This is a genomic window from Kitasatospora sp. NPDC086801, assembly GCF_044745805.1.
GTDB lineage: Bacteria > Actinomycetota > Actinomycetes > Streptomycetales > Streptomycetaceae > Kitasatospora.
This window is the reverse complement of record NZ_JBIVAX010000017.1, coordinates 138,271-157,591: the sequence shown is the minus strand read 5'-3', so window position 1 is coordinate 157,591 and position 19,321 is coordinate 138,271. Positions and strand designations below refer to the sequence as shown.

Genomic DNA, 19,321 nt, shown 5'->3' with positions numbered 1-19,321 from the left:
GCCAAGCCTGTGCAGTGGCGCGAAGGGTCCCGCCCCGGCACCGGACGCACCGGCCACAAGCGCATGTACTCGCGCTTCGTGGCCCTGCGGATCCGCCCCGCCGGACGGGAGATCCGCGACGCCACCGAGGGCGTGGAACTCGCCGAGTGCTGGGTGCTGGCCGAATGGCCCGCCAAGGAGTCCGAACCGGTCCAGTTCTGGCTCTCCGACCTGCCCGCCGACACCCCGCTGACCACCCTGGTCCGGCTGGCCAAACTGCGCTGGCGCATCGAGCACGACTACCGCGAGATGAAGCAGGCCCTGGGCCTGGCTCACTTCGAGGGCCGCACCTTCAACGGCTGGCACCACCACGTCACCCTGGTCTCCCTCGCCCACGCCTTCTGCACCCTGCGCAGACTGGCCACCGCCCCAAAAGACACGGCGCCGGCCTGAGCCTCTACCAAGTCGTCCGGGAGCTGCAGTTACTCCTCGCCACCTGGGCCGGCGCCTGCCCCACCTGCCATCGCGACATCCGCATACCCACACGGACCTGACCAAGCACTACTAGTGCAGCGCCACACTGATCCTGCGAGGGTCAGGTGGCCTTGAGCGGGGTGCCGTCGTAGGTCCATCGGAAGGGGCGGGCTTCGTTGTCGTAGGCAAGGGTGAAGTCGCGGACCTGGTCTATGAGGTCGTCCCGGGAGGTGAACTCGCCGCGTCGTAGTAGTCGGCGGGCCAGGATCGAGAAGAAGATCTCGACCTGGTTCAACCACGAGGCGTGTTTGGGCGTGTGGTGGACGATGAACCTCGGGTGGGCCGCGAGCCAGGCCCGCGTGGCCTTCGAGACATGTGACGATCCGTTGTCGAGGACCAGATGGATCGTCAGGGCAGGGTCGATACTCCCGTCCAGAAGCCGAAGGAACCGGATAAAGGTGACGGAGTCGTTGCGGGCGATGTCCTCGACCAGGACCTGTCCGGTGTGCACGTCCAGGGCCGCGACGATGGACGCGGTGCCGTGGCGCCGGTACTCGAACTCGCGGCGCTCGGCGTCACCGGGCCGTGCCGGCCTGGTGGGATGGCGACGCGAGCGGGCCTGCATGGCGGTCTTCTCGTCCACGCTGAGCACGACCGACCCCGGCGGGCGGTGCAGGTAGAGGGCGCACACCTCGGCGGCCTTGGCGTGGAAGTCCGGGTCGTCGGGGCGGGTGAGCCAGCCACGCACGAGGTGGGGTTTGAGGTCCAGGTCCGCCAGGATTCGCCCGACCTGGGAGGCGGAGATCCCATGGGCGGCAAGGGACTTGGCGATCGACCTGTGGGTCCATTGACTGTCGGGGGCCGGTTTGACGGAAGTCACCGTGGCGACGATCGCAAGGTGTACCTCGGGCCCGTACCGGCGTGGGCGGCCGGGCCTGCTGCGGTCCTCCAGAGCGGCCATGCCCTCGTGGTGGAACCGCTTGCGCCAGCGCCTGACGGTAGCGATGTGCAACCGGTGGCTGCGGGCGATGGCCGCGTTGGAGACACCGTCGCCGGCGGCCAGGGCCACCGCAGCTCGCTGGATGCGCCGCAGAGGGGCGGTGCGCGAGTGGACCAACTGCTCCAGAGCCGCCCGCTGGTTCTTGTCCCAGACCACTGTGAACGGGCTGTGCGCCGACATGACCCCACCCCTGGATTCGACGAGCGTCGGTCATTGTCGCGCGGACGGATGGGGTCGGCGGCGGACAGCCCCGCGGGGGCCGGGGCCGGTGGCAGGATGACCGCCATGGCGAACACCCGGCGCGCGAAGCCGATCTCCCGCTCCCGGACGACACCCGGAAACGTCGTCCACACGATCAAGGTCACCCTGCGTGGTTCCCGGCCCCCGATCTGGCGCCGCCTGGAAGTGCCGTCGGGCACCACGCTGCAGCAGCTCCACCACCTCATCCAGGCAGCCTTCGGCTGGGAGGACTGCCACATGTGGGCCTTCGAGACCCCGCAGGACCGGTACGGGGTGGCCGACCGGGAACTGGGAATCCGCAGCGCGGTGTCCAGGCGGCTCGACCAGGCCGCCCCGAGCGTCGGCGACCGGCTCGGCTACACCTACGACTTCGGTGACGACTGGGAGCACGACATCCTCGTCGAGGCCGTCACCGACGCCGAACCGGGTATCGCCTACCCCCGCTGCCTCACCGGCCGCCGTGCCTGCCCGCCCGAGGACTGCGGCGGGATGTGGGGGTACGAGTACCTCATCGAGATCCTCGCCGATCCCGGCCATGAAGAGCACGACGAACGCCTCGAATGGCTCGGCCTCGATACCGCCGACCAGTTCGATCCTGCTGCCTTCGACCTGGCGGAGATCAACAGCGCACTGTCCGGCTTCGCGGCCATCCTGATCGAGAACTGACGCCCCACGATGTGGCATCGATCGCCCCGGCCACCACGGCCGGGGCGATCCTGACCCTCGCAGGATCAGTGCAGCGCTGCACTAGCCCTCCCTAGCCCTAGCCGCGTTGCAGGGCCTGCTGCGCGCGGGACCAGACCCGCCGGTCCACCGTGCCGGCCCGGCGGCGGAAGGCCGACAGCGGCACCTCGCGCAGTTCGTCGGTCTCCAGCCAACTGGTGCGGCCCTGCCGGTCGCCCACCGAAGCGGGCGGCAGCGGCAGCACGCCCGGGCGGTCGGCGTGGTGCTTGCTGGTGATCTTCGCGACGGTGGCGGTGCGGCCGTGCACCCGCAGCACCAGGCACGGGCGGTCCTTCGACCCCGGGCCGTCCTCGAACGGCACCTCCGCCCACCAGACCTCCTGCGGCTGCGGCCCCGGGCGGCCCTTGGCCGCCGGGCGCGGGCGCGGGGCCGTCGGCCCGGCCGGGCGCGGCGCCGGGCGGGTGCGCCGGACCAGCGCCCCCACGACGGCGGCCAGCAGCGCGACGCCCGCCACCGCCAGGACCACCCAGACCCCGGTCGTACTGTTCATGGCGCGAACCGTACCGGGCCCGTGGCGGGCCCCACCACCGTGAGTGCCGTGACAGCCGGGTATTTGTCCGCACCATGCTCCCGGTTCGTCACGGAATGACCACGGTGCCCGTTCTGCGGCGAAGAGTCGCCGACACCCGGACAGGCTGCCTCACGAAAGCCCGCCCCCGCCCCTCCGGAGGTGCCTCGTGGGGAGAAGCTCCGAGTTGTGGTCCTACGCCGAGATCGCCCGCCACATCAACGTCCAGCCCGAGACCGTCCGCAACTACCGGCGGCACGGGCTGCTGCCCGACCCGGACGTCCTCGACGGCAGCGGCCACCCCCGCTGGTACCCCGACACGATCAGGGCCTGGGCCCGCAACCGCCCCCGCCACCGCTGACCCGGCGGCACCCGAACGGACGGCACCGCCCCCGCCCCGGCGTTCTGGTGATTCCAGCCACAGCCCGGCACGGGGACGGGGGCAAAGTGCCGCTCCGCCCTTACTCTCGACACGCGAAGCAGTGCTACCGGCCGGTTTCACCGGCCCGGCCTGCCGTTTTCCAGCAGCAGCCAGGACGTGTCGGGGCGGAGGGGCTCGGATGAAACTGACCGTGGTGGGGTGCTCGGGGAGCTTCCCGTCCGCCGACTCGCCCTGCTCCAGCTACCTCGTCGAGGCCGACGGCTACCGCGTCGTGCTCGACCTCGGCAACGGCGCCCTCGGCGCCCTGCAGAAGTACGTCAGCCTCTACGAGGTCGACGCCGTCCTGCTCAGCCACCTGCACGCCGACCACTGCGTCGACCTGTGCGCCTACTGGGTCGCCCGCAACTACCGCGCCGAGGGCTGCCCCGACCCGATGCCCGTCTACGGCCCGGCCGGCACCGCCGAACGGCTCGCCCGCGCCTACGACATGCCGGAGAACCCGGGGATGAAGGAGGTGTTCGACTTCCACACCCTCACCCCCGGCGCCTTCGACCTCGGCCCGTTCCGGATCGAGGTCGCCCAGGTCAACCACCCCGTCGACGCCTTCGCCTTCCGCCTCGAACACGACGGCCGCGCGCTCGTCTACTCCGGCGACACCGGCGAGAGCGCCGAACTCGTCGAACTCGCCCGCGACGCCGACCTCTTCCTCTGCGAGGCCGCCTACATCGACGGCCGGGACACCTACCAGGCCGTCCACCTCAACGGCCGGGAGGCCGGCGAGCACGCCGCCGCCGCCCGCGTCCGCCGGCTCGTCCTCACCCACATCCCCCCGTGGACCGACGCCGAGCACAACCGCCGCGACGCCGCCGCCGCGTACCCGGGCCCCGTCGAGGTCGCCCGGGCCGGTGCGGTGTACCGGATCTGAGCAGGCGGGCGAGCGCCGGCGGCACCCCGTCGCGGGCGGTGCGCCGGCTGGTCGCCGAACCGACCGTCGGCCTGGGAGCGGAGAGCCGCTTCCAGGCCGGCGTGCACGCGGCCCGGCTGGGGGTGGATCCAACTGGGTTCAGCCCCGGCCGGTTTCAGCCCCGGCCGGTTTCAGCCTCGGCCGGTTTCAGTGCCGGCCGGGGACCGGCAGGCCGAGGTGGTCGCGCAGGGTCGTCCCGCTGTAGTCGGTGCGGAACACCCCGCGTTCCTGGAGCAGCGGCACCACGCGGTCGACGAACGCGTCCAGGCCGCCCGGGGTCAGGTGGGGGACGAGGATGAAGCCGTCGGCCGCGTCGTTCTGCACGAAGAAGTCGATCTGCTCGGCGACCGTCGCGGGGGAGCCGACGAAGGACTGCCGGCCGGTCACCTCGATCACCAGGTCGCGGCTGGTGAGTTTCTTCTCGGCGGCCAGCGCCCGCCACCGGGCGGCGACGGCCAGCGGGTCGCCGATCCGGACCCGGCCCTGGGCCAGCGCGCCGTCCGGGTCGGGGTCGACGGCGGGCAGCGGGCCGTCCGGGTCGTGGTCGGACAGGTCGATGCCCCAGACCTGTTCGAGGAAGGCGATCGTGGTCTGCGGCCCGACCTGGGCCCGGCGGATCCCGGCGGCGAGTTCGGCGGCCTCGGCGTCGGTGTCGCCGAGGGCGAAGGTGACACCGGGCATGATCTTCAGCTCGTCCGGCTTGCGGCCGTACGCGGCGAGTCGGCGCTTGACGTCCGCGTGGAAGGCCTGGCCGTCGGCGAGGGTGGAGTGCCGGCTGAAGACGACGTCGGCGGTCGCGGCGGCGAACTCCCGGCCCTCGTCGGAGTCCCCGGCCTGGATGACCACCGGGTGGCCCTGCGGCGGTCGGGGCAGCGAGAGCCGGCCCTCGACCTCGAACTGCGGGCCGCGGTGCCGGACGGTCTCCGCCCCGCCGTCCCAGAACTCCCGGGCCAGCTGGACGAATTCGGCGGCCCGGGTGTAGCGGTCGGCGCGGTCGAGGTAGCCGCCGCGGCGGAAGTTCTCCCCGGTGAAGGCGTCCGAGGAGGTGACCACGTTCCAGGCCGCCCGCCCGCCGGAGAGGTGGTCCAACGAGGCGAACCGGCGGGCCAGTTCGTACGGTTCGTTGAAGGTGGCGTTGACGGTGCCGGCCAGCCCGAGGCGGGTGGTGACGGCGGCCAGCGCGTTCAGCACGGTGATCGACTCGGGGCGGCCGACCACGTCCAGGTCGTGGATGCGGCCCTTGTTCTCGCGCAGCCGCAGGCCCTCGGCGAGGAAGAAGAAGTCGAACTTCCCGCGCTCGGCGGTCTCCGCGAGGTGGCGGAAGGAGGCGAACTCGATGTGGCTGCCGGAGTCCGGGTCGCTCCACACCGTGGTGTTGTTGACGCCGGGGAAGTGCGCGGCGAGGTGGATCTGCTTGAGCGGACGGTCCGTCATCGGGTCACCTCGGCGAGAGCGGCATCGGACGGGGCGGTGGTGGCGGCGTAGCGGCTGGCCGGGCGGGCCAGGCCGAGGTGGTCGCGCAGGGTGCGGCCGGCGGCGTACCCGGCGCGGAACAGTCCTTGGGCGCGCAGCACCGGGACGACCCGTTCGGCGAGGGCGGCGAGGTCCCGTCCGGGCTCGGCGGGGACGAGGTGGAAGCCGTCGACGCCGGTGCCGATCCCGGCGAGGTCGGCGAGCAGCCGGTCGACCGCGGCGGTGTCGGGCAGGGCGGCGTCGGTCCGGGCGAGGATGCGCAGGTGCTCGCCCGCGCGCAGCCGCAGCTCGGTGGCGGCGGCCAGCCGGGCGGCGTGGTCGGGGGCGTCGAGCAGGACGACGTCGGCGTACCGGATCGCGGTCGTGACCCGGGCGCGTCCGCCGGGGGAGGCGTACGGGGTGAGGTCGACGGCGGACACCGGGACGGCGACGACCGGGCGGCCCTGCGGTGGGCGCGGGGTGATCGACGGGCCGCGGACGGAGAAGTGCGGGCCCTCGAAGTCGACGTAGTGCAGCTTGTCGCGGTCGATGAACCGCCCGGTGGCGGTGTCGCGGATCTCGGCGTCGTCCTCCCAGCTGTCCCAGAGCCGGGCGGCGACCTCGGCGGCGTCGGCGGCCTCGGTCCAGAGCGCGTCGGCGGGGGCGGTCGGGCGGCGGCCGAAGGCCTTGGCCTCGGCCTCGGTGGCGGAGACGCCGACCAGCCAGCCGGCCCGGCCGTGGCTCACCCAGTCCAGGGTGTTGACCGCGATCGAGGTGTGGAACGGCTCGGTGTGGGTGGTGGTGACGGTGGGCACCAGCCCGACCCGCTCGGTCAGCGGGGCGATCCGGGCGAGGGTGGCGAGGGCGTCGGGGCGGCGAGGTTCGGGGGCGAAGGAGTCGTCGAGGGTGACGAAGTCGAGGGTGGCCCGCTCGGCGAGGCGGGCGAGGGCGGCGTAGTGCCCGGCGTCGAGGTGGCCGGGGCTGTCCAGGGCGGCGGAGAGGTGCAGCTGGCGGGGCATGGTGAGGCCTGACTTTCCTCGTGCGGACGCGTACGGCCGCGTGCGGGCGACGCCGGCGAACCCGCACAAGGGGTGTGCGGGTGCGTGCGGCCGCGCGCGGGTGCGCGGTGACGGCCCGGAGGCGGGCGGGGCCCGCGCGGGCGGGAGGGGAGGAGCGGCGCCGGGCGGGAGGTCAGCCGGGCGGCGGGGGGAACGGTCGGCTCAGCCGCGACACGCCGCGGACCACACGCGACCGAAGTCGATGTGGCTGCGGGTCACCAGCGGGCAGGAGGCGTTCACCGCTTCAGTTGACCAGTGCTTCCGCCGGTTCGTCAACCGCCGTTCCCGCCGACCCGGGGCGGGGTGCAGAACGCCCCCGGGGCGGAACGCGCGATGGCCCCGGGCGGGATACGCGACGACCCCGCCCCGCCGCTGGGTGAGCAGCGGCGGGGCGGGGTCGTGGAGTGCGGACGGGCGGGGCCTCAGGCCTTGGTCACGTCCTCGATCTCGTCGTCGTCCTCGCGACCGGGGGTCTTGAGGTCGAACTTGGTGATCGCGAAGCGGAAGAGGAAGTAGTACAGCGCGGCGAAGACCAGGCCGATCGGGATGATCAGCCACGGGTCGGTGGCCTTGCTCCAGGCCAGCGCGTAGTCGATCAGGCCGCCGGAGAAGGTGAAGCCGTCGTGCACGCCGAGCGCCCAGGTGACGGTCATCGAGACGGCGGTGAGCACCGCGTGGATGACGTACAGGGCCGGGGCGATGAAGACGAAGGCGAACTCGATCGGCTCGGTGACACCGGTGACGAAGGAGGTCAGGGCCAGCGAGACCATCATGCCGGTGATGGCCTTGCGGCGGTGCGGCTTGGCGGTGTGGGCGATGGCCAGTGCGGCGGCGGGCAGCGCGAACATCATGATCGGGAAGAAGCCGGACATGAACTGGCCGGCGGTCGGGTCGCCGGCGAAGAAGCGCGGGATGTCGCCGTGCACGATGGTGCCGTCGGCCTTGGTGAAGTCACCGGTCTGGAACCAGGCGTAGGAGTTCACGAACTGGTGCATGCCGACCGGCAGCAGGCCGCGGTTGACCAGGCCGAAGGCGCCCGCGCCGAGCGCGCCGGCACCGATCAGGGTGTCGTTCAGGCTCTTGATGGCGTCGCCGACCGGGCCCCAGGTCAGGGCGAACAGGACACCGATGCCGGTGCCGACGAAGGCCATCAGGATCGGCACCAGGCGGCGGCCGTTGAAGAAGCCGAGCCAGTCGACCAGCTTGGTGCGGTGGTACTTCTGCCACAGGACGGCGGCCAGCAGGCCGATCACGATGCCGCCGAGGACACCCGGGTTCTGGTAGGTCGGGGCGACCCACTTGCCGTCGGCGATGTGGCCTTCGGCGATCGGGAACGCGGTCAGCACGTTCTTGTAGACCAGGAAGCCGACCAGGGCGGCGAGGGCGGTGGAGCCGTCCGCCTTCTTGGCGAAGCCGATCGCGATACCCACCGCGAACAGCAGCGGCAGGTTGTCGAAGACCCCGCTACCGGCGGTGTTGAACACCGCGGCGACCTTGTCCCAGCCGAGGCCGTCCTTGCCGAACACGTCGTCCTGGCCGAGGCGCATCAGCAGACCGGCGGCGGGGAGCACGGCGATGGGCAGCTGGAGGCTGCGGCCGATCTTCTGCAGGCCCTGGAGGAGGTTCTGGCCGAACTTCTTGACGGGGCTTGGCGTGGCCGGAGCCGTGGCGGGCGCCGGTGCCTGCGCTGACTGACTCATTGGGGTGGGTTCCTAACGGCATGGCGGTCGGGGGAGGGGCACAGGGGGCCGAACCGCGAACTGGTCTACACCACGTGTGGTGTAGACCAGTTTTGTAGCACGGGTGGAGAAGGGGGGGAACCCCGGAAAGCGCTACCGCCGGGAAGTGCTATGAAATCGAAACCTAGTTGCGGGCGGCGATCATGATTACCGGCCGGGATTGGGATTTTGGCTATTTGCGCAACAAAAAGGCCCGGCCCTGCCGGGGCGGCCCGACGAGGCCTCGGGGTGCGCGAACGGGCGCCGGGCCGACGGGGTTCGCGGGCGGGCGTGCCGGGGCCCCGGGCGGGGGTCGGGGTCGCGGTCCCCGGGGTGGCCCGCCGGGGAGCCGGCGTGGCGCGGGCGGGGTGCCGGCGGGGTGCCGGCGGCGGATCGCCGGGGAGTCCGCCGGGAGTCGGTGGGGTGTCGGACATCACGGACGGCCGGCGGGCGGGAGGAATCCGGGCCCCACCCCGCCCGTCTTCGGGTCATCCGCGGCTTTCCGCCCTCCGCGCCGCGCCTCCGGGGCCGACCGGAAACGGCGGCGGCTGATTGCGGAACGCCGCCCCCGCCGGGCGGCGGCGGCCTTTCCCCGCCCCCGGCCCACCCCCGGCCCGCCCCCGCCCGAAGGCGCCGCGGCCGGGTGGTGCGGGTCGCCCAGGCCCCGGCTGGCCCGGCGGAGAGCTCAGTGGACGGCCCGGCCGGGAATCCTCGGGCCCGATATCGGAATTGTTTTACCGACCGGGTATTTGGTCCTTTCCGGAAATGCCGAAGGCCCCCGGGCGGTCGGGTCCGGGGGCCAGTGCGGATCAGGCCCGGTGGCGCTCGGTTTCAGAGCTTGGTGACGTCCTCGACCTCGCTCTCGTCCTCCCGCCCGGGTGTTTTCAGATCGAATTTGACGATGATGAACCGGAAGAGCGCGTAGTACACCACGGCGAAGCAGAGCCCGATGGGGATGATCAGCCACGGTTTGGTGGCGAGTCCCCAGTTGATCACGTAGTCGATCAGGCCGGCCGAGAAGCTGAAGCCGTCGTGCACCCCGAGCCCCCAGGTGACGGCCATCGAGGCGCCCGTCAGCAGCGCGTGCACGCCGTACAGGGCCGGCGCGACATAGGCGAAGGAGTACTCCAGCGGTTCGGTGACGCCGGTGACCAGGGAGGTCAGGGCCAGCGAGACCATCATGCCGGTGATGGCCTTGCGGCGGTGTGGTTTCGCCGCGTGCGCCATCGCCAGTGCGGCGGCGGGCAGCGCGAACATCATGATCGGGAAGAATCCGGACTGGAACTGGCCGGCCGTCGGATCTCCCGCCAGGAAGCGCGGGATGTCGCCGTGCACGATCGTGCCGTCCGGCTTGATGAACTCGCCGAACTGGAACCACACGAAGGTGTTCAGCAGCTGGTGCATGCCGATCAGCAGCAGCGCGCGGTTGAAGAGGCCGAATACGCCCGCACCGCCGGCGCCGAGGTCGGCCAGCTGCTGGCTGAAGTCGTTGAGCCCCCGGCCGATCGGCGGCCAGACCCAGACCGCGACGCAGGCGGCGGCCAGGCCCACCACGGCGGTGATCATCGGCACCAGGCGGCGGCCGTTGAAGAAGCCCAGCCAGTCGACCAGCTTGGTGCGGTGGAACCGGACCCAGAGCCAGGCCGACATCAGGCCGATCAGGATGCCGCCCAGCACGCCCGGGTTCTGGTACGTCGCGGCGGCCGCCTTGGCCGAGCTGTAGTCCACGCACTGGCCGGTCCAGGCGTCGCTGATCAGGACCGTCCCGTTCTTGCAGCTCTCCGGGAACGCGTGCAGGACCTTGTAGTAGACGAGGAAGCCCACCACGGCGGCCAGTGCGGTCGAGCCGTCCGCCTTCTTCGCCATGCCGATCGCCACGCCGACGCAGAACAGCAGCGGCAGTCCGAAGGACGAGTCCAGCAGGGCGCCGCCGGCCGAGGCGAAGACCTTGGCGACGTCGTTCCAGCCGAGGCCGTCCTGGCCGAAGACGTCGGGCTGGCCGAGCCGGTTGAGGATGCCGGCCGCGGGGAGCACCGCCACCGGAAGCTGCAGGGAACGGCCCATCTTCTGGAGGCCGCCGTAGAAGGTGTGCCACCACACGTGCTGCGGGGCCGTGGCGCCTGCCGAACTCATCCTTCGCCCTCCGAGAGCAGTTGCCGGCCGGTGGCCCCCGGCGGGACCCTCGGGCGGGGCCCTGGAACACCCGGGGTCCTTTCTGCGTTCATCGGAGTACACATATATTGGTGTAGACCACTTTGGGACGCAGGCCGCACGCCGGGCATGAGCCCGCTGCTCGTCATCCTCTGGTGGCGGTCGGGACCGTGCGCGCCGGAGTGGGCCAAAAGTGGACTAACGTGGCAGATCGGACCGGAGCGGGTGATGCTGGTCGCGCTGCCCGGCGGCGCGACCGCGGCTGAACCCGCGTCAGCACCGGTACCGACCACGCCGGCCACCGGTCGGCGGACACCCCAGCACAGCGCAGGACGGCACCCGGCAGAGCGGCCGGCGGGCCGAGACAGAGGGAGAAATCAGATGGCCAGCAAGGCTGAGAAGATCGTCGCCGGTCTGGGCGGCATCGACAACATCGAAGAGGTCGAGGGCTGCATCACCCGCCTTCGCACCGAGGTCAAGGACGCCTCCCTGGTCAACGAGGCCGCCCTCAAGGCCGCCGGCGCCCACGGCGTCGTCAAGATGGGCACCGCCATCCAGGTCGTCATCGGCACCGACGCCGACCCGATCGCCGCTGACATCGAGGACATGATGTGAGCTGAGCCACCAGGCTCACCCCACCCCCGGCCCGCCGCCCCACCCCGGAACGGCGGGCCGAGGCGCACCCCGGCGGGCCGGCGCAACCGGGCCGAGGCGCCACCGGAACACCCGCTCCGAGCGACTACGCTCAGTGCCTATGTCACGCATCGACGGCCGCACCCCCGACCAGCTCCGCCCCGTCACCATCGAACGGGGCTGGAGCAAGCACGCCGAAGGATCCGTCCTCATCTCCTACGGCGACACCAAGGTGCTGTGCACCGCCAGCGTCACCGAGGGCGTCCCCCGCTGGCGCAAGGGCAGCGGCGAAGGCTGGGTCACCGCCGAGTACTCCATGCTCCCGCGCGCCACCAACACCCGCGGCGACCGTGAGGCCGTCAAGGGCCGGATCGGCGGCCGTACCCACGAGATCAGCCGGCTCATCGGCCGCTCGCTGCGCGCCGTCGTCGACCACCGCGCCCTCGCCGAGAACACCATCGTCCTCGACTGCGACGTCCTCCAGGCCGACGGCGGCACCCGCACCGCCGCCATCACCGGCGCCTACGTCGCCCTCGCCGACGCCGTCGCCTGGGCCCGTGACCGCAAGCTCCTGCGCGCCAAGGGCCAGCCCATCACCGGCGGCGTCAGCGCGGTCAGCGTCGGCATCATCGACGGCGTCCCGATGCTCGACCTCCAGTACGAGGAGGACGTCCGCGCCGAGACCGACATGAACATCGTCTGCACCTCCGACGGCCGCTTCGTCGAGGTCCAGGGCACCGCCGAGGGCGCCCCCTTCGACCGCGCCCTGCTCGACCGCCTGCTCGACCTCGGCACCCTGGGCTGCGCCGAGCTCGACGAGATCCAGCGCAAGGCCCTGGAGGCCTGAACCGGTTCGGCCCGCGGGGATGTACCCGCCGCCGTACGGGCCGCTGTACACGCCGGGCCCGGAGCCCGTACGGTTCCCGCAGCACCCCTGCTGCGGGAACCGCGCACCCCCCGGCGCGCGTCCCGTCCCACGGAACCCGCGCGCCCCACAGGAGGACCGGATGCCGTCCAGCATCGCCCGCCCCACCGCCCTCGCCGTGGCCGGCCTGATCGCGATCCTCCCGCTCAGCATGGTCAGTTGCTCCGCGGCGCAGAAGGCGATCGACTGCGGCAACACGGCGGTCAGGATCACCGGCGACCTCGCCGACGTCACCAGCGCCTACGGCAACGCGAGCAACGACTCGGCGGCCGCCGCGAAGGCGCTGGAGAAGCTCAGGAACGACCTCAACCAGGTCGGCAAGAACTCCAAGAACACCGACGTCGCCAAGGCCGTCGCCGACCTGCAGAAGCAGGCCGACAAGGTCCAGCAGGCCGTCGACAAGAAGGAGGTCCCCGACCTCAAGCCGCTCGGCGACGCGGCCGGCAACCTCACCTCGGTCTGCACCGGCTGACGCCGGGACGGCTGCCGATAGGGTGGGCGATATGTCCACCCGATTGATCCTCGCCACCCGTAACCAGCACAAGGTCGCCGAACTCCGCGCCATCCTCGGCGAGGCCGGCCTGGACGTCGAACTCGTCGGCGCCGACGCCTACCCCGAGATCCCGGACGTCCCGGAGACCGGCGTCACCTTCGCCGAGAACGCGCTCCTCAAGGCCCACGCCCTCGCCCGCGCCACCGGCCTGCCCGCCGTGGCCGACGACTCCGGCCTCTGCGTCGACGTCCTGAACGGCGCCCCCGGCATCTTCTCCGCCCGCTGGGCCGGCAAGCACGGCGACGACCGCGCCAACCTCGACCTGCTGCTCGCCCAGCTCTCCGACATCGCCGACCCGCACCGCGGCGCCCACTTCTTCTGCGCCGCCGCCCTCGCCCTCCCCGACGGCACCGAGCGCGTCGTCGAGGGCCGCCTCCTCGGTACCCTGCGCACCGCCCCCTCCGGCGACGGCGGCTTCGGCTACGACCCGATCCTCCAGCCCCTCGGCGAGACCCGCACCTGCGCCGAACTCACCCCCGCCGAGAAGAACGCCATCAGCCACCGCGGCCTGGCCTTCCGCGGCCTCGCCCCGGTCGTCAAGGACCTCCTGGGCTGACGGCCGGTCGGAGAACGCCGAAGGCCCGCCCCGGATCATTCCGGGGCGGGCCTTCGAATCTAAGGCTAGTGCGGCCTGAGGGACTTGAACCCTCACGGGATTTCTCCCACGGGCACCTAAAACCCGGGCGTCTGCCGATTCCGCCAAGGCCGCATGGCCTCTAGTCTAGGGCTTCGCCCGTGCCGGGGCACCGTCCTTTCCGGTGCGGCACCGTCCCGGACGCGGGCGGGCGGTGGTGTCGAGGGGTTCGGCGGGTTCGGCGGGGGGCGTTCGGTCGCGGGGTGACGGGGTTTCGGCCAGGGGGTGACGTGTTGTCGTCGGTGGGGTGACCGGCGGAGTTGGGGGTTTGATGACCAATTGGTACAGACCTATTGACCTATGTGGTTCAGACCACATAACTTCAGCGCCAATTGCAATCCCCCACGTGCGTGCTCCCCCACAGGCACGCGCCGACACTCTCTCCCGGAGGACCGAGTGTTGATCCGAAACACGGCGGAGCGGCGTCCCACCGCCGCACTCCGCCGCAAGAGCCCTGCTGCCCGGGCGGGCGCGGTCGCGCTGGCGGCGGCCGGTCTGGCCGGTCTGCTGCTGTCGACGCTGGGCGCGGCGCCCTCGCAGGCGTCCGCGACCGTCGACAACGGGGCCTGTCGCCCCGACGGCCTGTACCAGACGCCCGGGGTGGACGTCCCGTACTGCTCGGTCTACGACACCGGTGGCCGCGAGAAGATGGGCGCGGACCACCAGCGCCGCATCATCGGCTACTTCACCGGCTGGCGCACCGGCAAGAACGGCGACCAGCCCTACCTGGTGAACGATGTCCCCTGGGACAAGGTCACCCACCTCAACTACGCGTTCGGCCACGTCGGCGGTGACAACAAGCTCTCCGTCGGCACCGACGGCCCGACGAACGAGGCCACCGGGATCTCCTTCCCGGGCGTGCCCGGCGCCGAGTTGGACCCGACGCTGCCCTACCAGGGCCACTTCAATCTGCTGACGAAGTTCAAGAAGCAGTACCCGAACGTCAAGACCCTGATCTCGGTCGGTGGTTGGACCGAGACGGGCGGCTACTTCGGGGACGACGGCAAGCGCGTCAACTCCGGCGGCTTCTACTCGATGACCGTCAACCCGGACGGCAGCGTCAACCAGGCGGGCATCGACACCTTCGCCGCCTCGTCCGTCGACTTCATCCGCAAGTACGGTTTCAACGGCGTCGACATCGACTACGAGTACCCGACCTCGATGAAGGACGCCGGCAACCCGCTGGACTGGCAGCTCGCCAACTCCAAGCGCGGCTCGCTGGCGAAGGGCTACGCGGCGCTGATGAAGACGCTGCGCGAGAACCTGGACCGGGCCGGCGCCGCCGACGGCAGGCACTACCTGCTGTCGGTCGCGGCCCCGTCGTCCGGTTACCTGCTGCGCGGCATGGAGACCTTCCAGGTGGCGCGGTACCTGGACTACGTCAACATCATGTCGTACGACCTGCACGGCGCCTGGAACAAGTACGTCGGCCCGAACGCCTCGCTGTACGACGACGGCAAGGACGGCGAACTGGCGGCGGCCAACGTGTACGGCACCGGCCAGTACGGCGGCATCGGCTACTTGAACGCCGACTGGTCGTACCACTACTTCCGCGGCGCGATGCCGGGGGGCCGGATCAACGTCGGCCTGCCGTACTACACCCGAGGCTTCAAGAACGTCACGGGCGGCACCAACGGCCTCTGGGGCACCGCGGCGGCGACCACCTGCCCGGTCGGCTCCGGCCTGACCTCCTGCGGTGACGGCGCGGTCGGCATCGACAACATCTGGAACGACAAGGACGACGCGGGCAAGGAGTCCCCGGCCGGGTCGAACCCGATGTGGCACGCGAAGAACCTGGAGAAGGGCATCCTGCCCGACTACCTGGCCAAGTACGGCGTGACGGACACCGCGCTGCAGGGCACCTACGCCCGCAACTACAGCAGCAGCCTGGTGGCGCCGTGGCTGTGGAACGACGCCAAGAAGGTGTTCCTCTCCACCGAGGACGAGCAGTCGGTGGGTGCCAAGGCGGACTACATCGTCAACCAGGGCGCCGGCGGCGCGATGATCTGGGAGCTCGCGGGCGACTACAAGTGGGACGCGACCGCCAACGGCGGCAAGGGCGAGTACGTGCCCGGTTCGACGCTGACCTCGCTGATGTACGACAAGTTCAAGGCGGCCACGCCGTACGGCGCGACCCGTTCGACGATCACGCTGCCCCAGCAGACCCTGCCGATCGACGTGTCGTTCACCAACTTCGCGCTGGGCGACTCGAACTACCCGATCAACCCGAAGATCCACATCGTCAACAACTCGACGACGACCCTGCCGGGCGGCACCGAGTTCCAGTTCGACTACGGCAACTCGGCTCCGGGCAACGCCAAGGACCAGTCCGGCTTCGGCCTCCAGGTCATCAGGCAGGACAACCCCGGTCCGGGCAACGTGGGCGGCCTGAAGGGCACCTACAACCGGGTGTCGGTCAAGCTGCCGGGCTGGCAGTCGCTGGCTCCGGGCGCCTCGGTGGACCTGGACTTCGTCTACTACCTGCCGGTCTCGACCCCGTCGAACTGGACGGTCAACGTGAACGGCACGCTGTACGGGCTCAAGGGCGACCTGACCCGGGGAGCGGTGGACGGTGGCACGCCGACCCCGACCCCGACGCCGACCGGGACCGCTTCGCCGACGGCCACCGCCTCCCCGACGGCGACGGCCTCCCCGACCGCCACGGCGTCACCGACTGCCACGGCGTCACCGACCGCGACGGCCACGGCCACCGCGACCGCCACCCCGACCTCGGGGGCCTGCACGGCCGCCCCGAGCTGGGACGCGGGCACCACCTACGCGGCCACCACCAAGGTGTCGTGGAAGGGCCACTACTACCAGAACAAGTGGTGGACCAAGGGCGACGACCCCGCGGCCGGCGGCGCGTGGGGCGTCTGGAGCGACCTCGGGCCCTGCTGAAGGCACCCTGAGGTGAGAGACGGCGGTGGCGGCGCACCCGGTCGGGGGGTGTGCCGCCACCGCTTCGTTCGCCGGGGTGCCGGGGTGCCGAGCGTCAGGCCGTCGAGCGTCAGGCCGTCTCGACCTTGAGGTCGCGCAGCAGCTTGGCGACGTGCCCGGTGGCCTTCACGTTGTACAGCGCGCGCTCGACCTTGCCCTGCTCGTCCACGATCACGGTGGAGCGGATCACGCCGACGTAGGTGCGGCCGTAGTTCTGCTTCTCGCCGTAGGCGCCGTAGGCCTCCAGGACCTGGTGGTCCGGGTCGGACACCAGGGTGACCTTGAGGTTCTCGGCCTCGCGGAACTTGCCGAGCTTCTCCGGCTTGTCCGGGGAGACGCCGATGACGTCGTAGCCGGCGCCGGCGAGGACCTCCAGGTTGTCGGTGAAGTCGCAGGCCTGCTTGGTGCAGCCGGGGGTGAGCGCGGCCGGGTAGAAGTAGACGATGACCTTGCGGCCCAGGTGGTCGGCGAGGGACACCTGGTTGCCGTCGGCGTCGGACAGGCTGAAGGCGGGCGCGGTGTCGCCGGGCTGGAGACGCTCACTCACGGGTAAATCTCCTGTTGCTGGGGCGGGCGGTCGTACCACGGCAAACTTACCTCCGATGGTGGGTGGGGTCGCGCGGCCGTGCTCGGCAACTGACAGACTGGGTCAGTCGCACAGGACAACATCAGCAAGTGAATGGGGTGGCCCGAGTGGGCGAGGCGAGCACGAAGGACAAGTCGGCGCGGACGACCGCCCAGATCGAGGCGGACATCGCCCGGACCCGCACCCAGCTGGCGGCCACCCTGGACGAGCTGGCCGTGCGCGTCCACCCGAGCACCATCGGTGCCCAGGTGAAGGCGAAGGCCGCGGCCGCCGTCGAGGAGAAGGCCGGCCGGGCGTACGTGGCCGCCAACGGCGTGGTGGAGAAGGTGCGGGCGCAGTTCGTGGACGAGAAGGGGCAGCCGCGCAAGGAGCGGATCGTCCCGGCCGCGCTGGTCGGCGTGGGCGTGCTGCTGCTGGTGGCTTCCGGTCGTAAGCGCCGCAAGGGCTGAACGGGCGCGGGGTGAGGGCCGGGCGCGGGAGGCGTCCGGCCTTCGGTGTGCCCGGCCCTCCGGGGGCCGCGGCTTCCCGCATGCCGGGCCAGCGTCACACCGCGCGCCCGGGGGCGGTACCTTCGGGACCGTGAGTACGAACGACGAACCGACCCCGCAGGCCGCCTCCGCGGCGCCCGAGTACGACGTGCCGCGGCACGACCGGCTGGGCGAGAAGCTGCCGATCCGGATGCTGCACGACCGCGTGCTGGTGCGGATCGAGGGCAGCGAGGGCGAGCGCCGCTCGACCGGCGGCATCCTGATCCCCGCGACCGCCGAGCTGTCCAAGCGCTGTACCTGGGCGGAGGCCGTCGCGGTGGGCCAGAGCGTCCGCTCGGTGGAGCCGGGCGACCGGGTGCTGTACGACCCGGAGGACAAGCTGGAGGTCGAGGTCCGCGGCGCCACCTACGTGCTGCTGCGCGAGCGTGACCTGCACGCGGTGGCGGCGACCCGCTTCGGCGACACGGAGGGTTCGACCGGGCTCTACCTCTGAGGACGGGCGTGTCCGAGGGCGGACGCGCCTGAGGACGGACGTGTTGCGAGCCGGTCGGGGCGCTGCCCCGGCCGGCTCCTTGCGTCGGGGCCTGAGGGGGCCTGAGGAAGGCCGGAGGGTGTCGGCGCTGGTCGCCGGGGCCTGTCGGTGGTGGGCGCTAGGGTCCGGGCATGACGAGGCGTGTGCCGGTGATCGGCGAGGGTGAGCGGCGGGCCCGGGTGGGGCGGCGGCAGTTGCTGGCGCCGTCGGTGCGGGTGGCGCGGGTGGAGCAGGTGGCGGACGCGGTGGTGGGACTGCACGCGTCGGACCCCGCGACGGTGTACCTGTCGGCGTGCGCGCGGCTGGCCGAGCCGTCGGCGGCGGAGGTGGAGCGGGCGCTGTACGAGGACGTCACGCTGGTGAAGCTGCTGTCGATGCGGCGGACGCTGTTCGCGGTGACGGAGGGCTTCGCGCCGCACGTGAGTTCGTCGACGGCGCGGGCGATCGCGGCGAAGGAGCGGGCGACGCTGCTCAAGCACCTGCGGGACCACGCGGAGGGCTGGGACGAGGCGCGGCTGGCCGGGGCGGAGCGCGCGGTGCTGGCCGCCGTGGCCCGGCGCGGCGAGGCGACGACGAAGGAACTCGGCGACGACGTACCGGAGTTGCGCGAGACGATGGTGATGTCGGCGGGCAAGCCGTACGAGGCGAAGCAGAGCGTGGGCAGTCGGCTGCTGCGGCTGCTGGCCGCGGACGGGCACGTGCGGCGGGGCCGACCGCGCGGGTCGTGGCTGAGCAACGTCTATCCGTGGGCGCCGGTGCCGCAGTGGCCGGAGGTGCCGGTGCGGGAGGCGAAGGCGGAGGTGGTGCGGCGCTGGCTGGCCGGGTACGGGCCGGCGACCGTCGAGGACGTGAAGTGGTGGACGGGCTGGACGCTGGGGGACACCCGCCGGGCGCTGGCGGACGTGGGCGCCGAGGACGTGGAGCTGGCGGGCGGGGCGGCGGCGCTGGTGCTGCCGGGGGACGCCGGGCCGGTGGCGGAGCCGGAGCCGTGGGCGGCGCTGCTGCCGGCGCTGGATCCGACGGTGATGGGCTGGCGGGGGCGGGACTGGTACCTGCGGCCGGAGGACGTACCGGCGCTGTTCGACCGGGCGGGCAACGCCGGGCCGACGGTGTGGTGGTGCGGCCGGGTGGTGGGCGGCTGGGCGCAGCGGCCGGACGGCGAGGTGGTGTGGCGGCTGTTCGGTGATGTCGGGGCGGAGGCCGGGGCGGCGATCGCGGCGGAGGCGGCGCGCCTGGCGGGCTGGCTGGGGGAGGTGCGGGTGACGCCGCGGTTCCGGACGCCGCTGGAGCGGGAGTTGGCGGCGGGGTAGCTCACCGTCCGGCGGGACGACTCGCCGGGCCGACGGGGTGGTTCACCGTCCGG

At 72.0% G+C, this 19,321-nt stretch carries 19 protein-coding genes and 1 tRNA gene; 12 read left to right on the top strand and 8 right to left on the bottom strand.

Going from position 1 to position 19,321, the window contains the following annotated elements:
• The coding region (locus ACIPLC_RS20055) for a transposase (RefSeq protein WP_400474331.1) at positions 1 to 432 on the top strand (432 nt) is incomplete at its 5' end.
• 142 nt (positions 433 to 574) lie between these two features.
• Here ACIPLC_RS20055 and ACIPLC_RS20050 read toward each other — a convergent pair.
• Entirely contained in the window at positions 575 to 1,633 is a 1,059-nt protein-coding gene (locus ACIPLC_RS20050; RefSeq protein WP_400474330.1) for an IS630 family transposase, read from the bottom strand.
• Positions 1,634 to 1,738: 105 nt separating this feature from the next.
• Between ACIPLC_RS20050 and ACIPLC_RS20045 the strand changes: the two genes are divergently transcribed.
• The gene (locus ACIPLC_RS20045) at positions 1,739 to 2,359 is read left to right on the top strand and encodes a plasmid pRiA4b ORF-3 family protein (protein ID WP_400474329.1); all 621 of its coding nucleotides are present in this window, start codon (positions 1,739 to 1,741) and stop codon (positions 2,357 to 2,359) included.
• Positions 2,360 to 2,456: 97 nt separating this feature from the next.
• On the opposite strand, the gene ACIPLC_RS20040 is transcribed toward ACIPLC_RS20045, so the two are convergent.
• On the bottom strand, positions 2,457 to 2,927 hold the full coding sequence (locus ACIPLC_RS20040) for a type II toxin-antitoxin system PemK/MazF family toxin (protein WP_400474328.1): 471 nt from the start codon (positions 2,925 to 2,927) through the stop codon (positions 2,457 to 2,459).
• 187 nt (positions 2,928 to 3,114) lie between these two features.
• On the opposite strand from ACIPLC_RS20040, the gene ACIPLC_RS20035 reads away from it, so the two are divergent.
• Entirely contained in the window at positions 3,115 to 3,306 is a 192-nt protein-coding gene (locus ACIPLC_RS20035) for a MerR family transcriptional regulator (RefSeq protein WP_400474327.1), read from the top strand.
• Positions 3,307 to 3,505: 199 nt separating this feature from the next.
• Positions 3,506 to 4,252 (top strand): MBL fold metallo-hydrolase, encoded by a 747-nt coding sequence (locus tag ACIPLC_RS20030; RefSeq protein WP_400474326.1) that lies wholly within the window; start codon positions 3,506 to 3,508, stop codon positions 4,250 to 4,252.
• Between the two features lie 186 nt (positions 4,253 to 4,438).
• Here ACIPLC_RS20030 and ACIPLC_RS20025 read toward each other — a convergent pair whose 3' ends face one another.
• From ACIPLC_RS20025 to ACIPLC_RS20010, 4 genes are all read right to left on the bottom strand, one after another.
• Complete coding sequence (locus tag ACIPLC_RS20025; RefSeq protein WP_400474325.1) at positions 4,439 to 5,725, bottom strand: LLM class flavin-dependent oxidoreductase; 1,287 nt, start codon at positions 5,723 to 5,725, stop codon at positions 4,439 to 4,441.
• Entirely contained in the window at positions 5,722 to 6,762 is a 1,041-nt protein-coding gene (locus tag ACIPLC_RS20020) for an LLM class flavin-dependent oxidoreductase (RefSeq protein WP_400474324.1), read from the bottom strand. Before ACIPLC_RS20020 ends, ACIPLC_RS20025 begins: the two co-directional genes overlap by 4 nt.
• A gap of 461 nt (positions 6,763 to 7,223) precedes the next feature.
• Entirely contained in the window at positions 7,224 to 8,501 is a 1,278-nt protein-coding gene (locus tag ACIPLC_RS20015) for a PTS transporter subunit EIIC (RefSeq protein WP_400474323.1), read from the bottom strand.
• Between the two features lie 849 nt (positions 8,502 to 9,350).
• Positions 9,351 to 10,652, bottom strand: a complete 1,302-nt coding sequence (locus ACIPLC_RS20010; RefSeq protein ID WP_400474322.1) for a PTS transporter subunit EIIC — start codon at positions 10,650 to 10,652, stop codon at positions 9,351 to 9,353.
• A gap of 399 nt (positions 10,653 to 11,051) precedes the next feature.
• Here ACIPLC_RS20010 and ACIPLC_RS20005 point away from each other — a divergent pair, with 399 nt between their 5' ends.
• The 4 genes from ACIPLC_RS20005 to rdgB all read left to right on the top strand — a co-directional run bounded on the left by ACIPLC_RS20005 (position 11,052) and on the right by rdgB (position 13,337).
• Entirely contained in the window at positions 11,052 to 11,285 is a 234-nt protein-coding gene (locus ACIPLC_RS20005) for a glucose PTS transporter subunit EIIB (protein ID WP_063349220.1), read from the top strand.
• 139 nt (positions 11,286 to 11,424) lie between these two features.
• Positions 11,425 to 12,150 (top strand): ribonuclease PH, encoded by a 726-nt coding sequence (gene rph / locus ACIPLC_RS20000; protein WP_400474321.1) that lies wholly within the window; start codon positions 11,425 to 11,427, stop codon positions 12,148 to 12,150.
• A gap of 160 nt (positions 12,151 to 12,310) precedes the next feature.
• Positions 12,311 to 12,700 (top strand): hypothetical protein, encoded by a 390-nt coding sequence (locus tag ACIPLC_RS19995; protein ID WP_400474320.1) that lies wholly within the window; start codon positions 12,311 to 12,313, stop codon positions 12,698 to 12,700.
• Positions 12,701 to 12,731: 31 nt separating this feature from the next.
• Complete coding sequence (gene rdgB, locus ACIPLC_RS19990) at positions 12,732 to 13,337, top strand: RdgB/HAM1 family non-canonical purine NTP pyrophosphatase (protein WP_400474319.1); 606 nt, start codon at positions 12,732 to 12,734, stop codon at positions 13,335 to 13,337.
• 69 nt (positions 13,338 to 13,406) lie between these two features.
• Here rdgB and ACIPLC_RS19985 read toward each other — a convergent pair.
• Positions 13,407 to 13,490, bottom strand: a tRNA-Leu gene (locus tag ACIPLC_RS19985).
• Positions 13,491 to 13,811: 321 nt separating this feature from the next.
• On the opposite strand from ACIPLC_RS19985, the gene ACIPLC_RS19980 reads away from it, so the two are divergent.
• Positions 13,812 to 16,313, top strand: a complete 2,502-nt coding sequence (locus tag ACIPLC_RS19980) for a chitinase C-terminal domain-containing protein (protein WP_400474318.1) — start codon at positions 13,812 to 13,814, stop codon at positions 16,311 to 16,313.
• A gap of 109 nt (positions 16,314 to 16,422) precedes the next feature.
• On the opposite strand, the gene bcp is transcribed toward ACIPLC_RS19980, so the two are convergent.
• Positions 16,423 to 16,899 carry a thioredoxin-dependent thiol peroxidase gene (gene bcp / locus ACIPLC_RS19975; RefSeq protein WP_063349225.1) on the bottom strand — a complete coding sequence of 159 codons (477 nt, stop codon included), beginning with the start codon at positions 16,897 to 16,899 and terminating at the stop codon, positions 16,423 to 16,425.
• A 146-nt stretch (positions 16,900 to 17,045) separates the two neighbouring features.
• On the opposite strand from bcp, the gene ACIPLC_RS19970 reads away from it, so the two are divergent.
• The 3 genes from ACIPLC_RS19970 (at position 17,046) to ACIPLC_RS19960 (ending at position 19,268) form a co-directional block, all read left to right on the top strand.
• The gene (locus ACIPLC_RS19970; protein ID WP_400474317.1) at positions 17,046 to 17,387 is read left to right on the top strand and encodes a DUF3618 domain-containing protein; all 342 of its coding nucleotides are present in this window, start codon (positions 17,046 to 17,048) and stop codon (positions 17,385 to 17,387) included.
• Between the two features lie 229 nt (positions 17,388 to 17,616).
• Positions 17,617 to 17,919, top strand: coding sequence for a co-chaperone GroES (locus ACIPLC_RS19965; protein WP_079136310.1), 303 nt, complete (start codon positions 17,617 to 17,619; stop codon positions 17,917 to 17,919).
• A 170-nt stretch (positions 17,920 to 18,089) separates the two neighbouring features.
• Entirely contained in the window at positions 18,090 to 19,268 is a 1,179-nt protein-coding gene (locus tag ACIPLC_RS19960) for a winged helix DNA-binding domain-containing protein (RefSeq protein WP_400474316.1), read from the top strand.
• Positions 19,269 to 19,321: the final 53 nt, after the last annotated feature.